Raw genomic sequence first — 1,156 nt, 5'->3', positions numbered from 1 at the left:
CCCCGCAGCACGGCCCCGAGCCGGGCGCCGGACCCCTCCCCCAACCGGTACCGCAGCCGGAGGAAGGTGAAGCCGTCCACCAGAACACCGACGAATCCCACGGCCAGCAGCACGCGAACCGGCGAGAGGTCGACGCGCGCCAGCAGGACGGCCGCCGCCGCGACCAACACCAGGTTCTCCACCGCGATCCGCAGCTGCACGCGCTGCCGATCCTCCAGCACCAACAGGCCGGAGATCATGGCGCCCAGGGGAACGAACACCATCCCTGGCGCCCGGGACCAGTACGCCACCGCCGCGAGACCGGTGTCATCGGTCAACCACACGAGGGTTCCGACGAGGACGAGCAGCGGTGGCAGGAGAGCGGTGCCCAACAGGACGAGGGCGCAGAGGTCGTGGAGTTCCCGGGTGGCCGGATCCGGTTCCCCGACCGCCGGCACGTCCTCCCGGCCGGGGCGGCGACGGGCACCGGCGAGCCGCTGCACCACCATCACGGTCGCGCCGGCCCCGAGCACCGTCACCACCGACATCGCCATGAGCGAGGTCCCGTACGCGGCGGTGACCGCCGGCGCGTGGCCGGAGAGCGGCACGAAGAGCAGCAGACCCGTGAGGCCGGTGAGAAAGCCGGCGAGCGCGAGTCGGCTGCCGGACAGGAGGAATCGTCGCGCGATGTGCGGCACTGCGGTACGGCCTCCCCGGGACGACGCCCCGCCTCGGGGACGGGGCCATCGGCTCGGCCCGCGCCGCGCGGGACGGTGAACATCCTCGACAGCGGCCGACAACCCGTCAATCACACCCGGTCGATTCCCGCCCCGCCTCCGGGCCGCGCCGGAAAGCTGTGACACCCCACCACCCTCTTCTCCGTCAAAGCCCTCACCCGGTGCGAGGGAGAGCGGGAGGCGACGCGGGTGCGGTCCCGTCCGCCGGTGGGACCATCCCCGCGCGGGCGTGGAAACCGCTGACAGGGCGCGCAGGCACGGTGTCGGCACACCCGAAGCCGGGTGTCGGGTCAGGCGGCGGCCGGGGTCCGGGTCATCGTCTCGTGGCAGGCCCGACAGTGGGTCAGGCCGGAGCCCGGGCGCAGCAGCACGTCGTGGCAGCCCCGACAGGGATACGGCTTTCCCCGGGTCGGTGCGGGGGCGGGCGGTGCGAGCGGCAC

At 73.8% G+C, this 1,156-nt stretch carries 1 pseudogene; it reads right to left on the bottom strand.

The window, feature by feature from the left end:
* Positions 1 to 677: pseudogene (locus FOE67_RS26335) on the bottom strand (hypothetical protein); the annotation flags it as partial.
* Positions 678 to 1,156: the final 479 nt, after the last annotated feature.

Source organism: Streptomyces calidiresistens, assembly GCF_014141525.1.
In the GTDB taxonomy this organism is placed as follows: Bacteria; Actinomycetota; Actinomycetes; order Streptomycetales; family Streptomycetaceae; genus Streptomyces; species Streptomyces calidiresistens.
The sequence above is the reverse complement of the archived record's forward strand: the minus strand, read 5'-3'. Positions and strand labels throughout refer to the sequence as shown.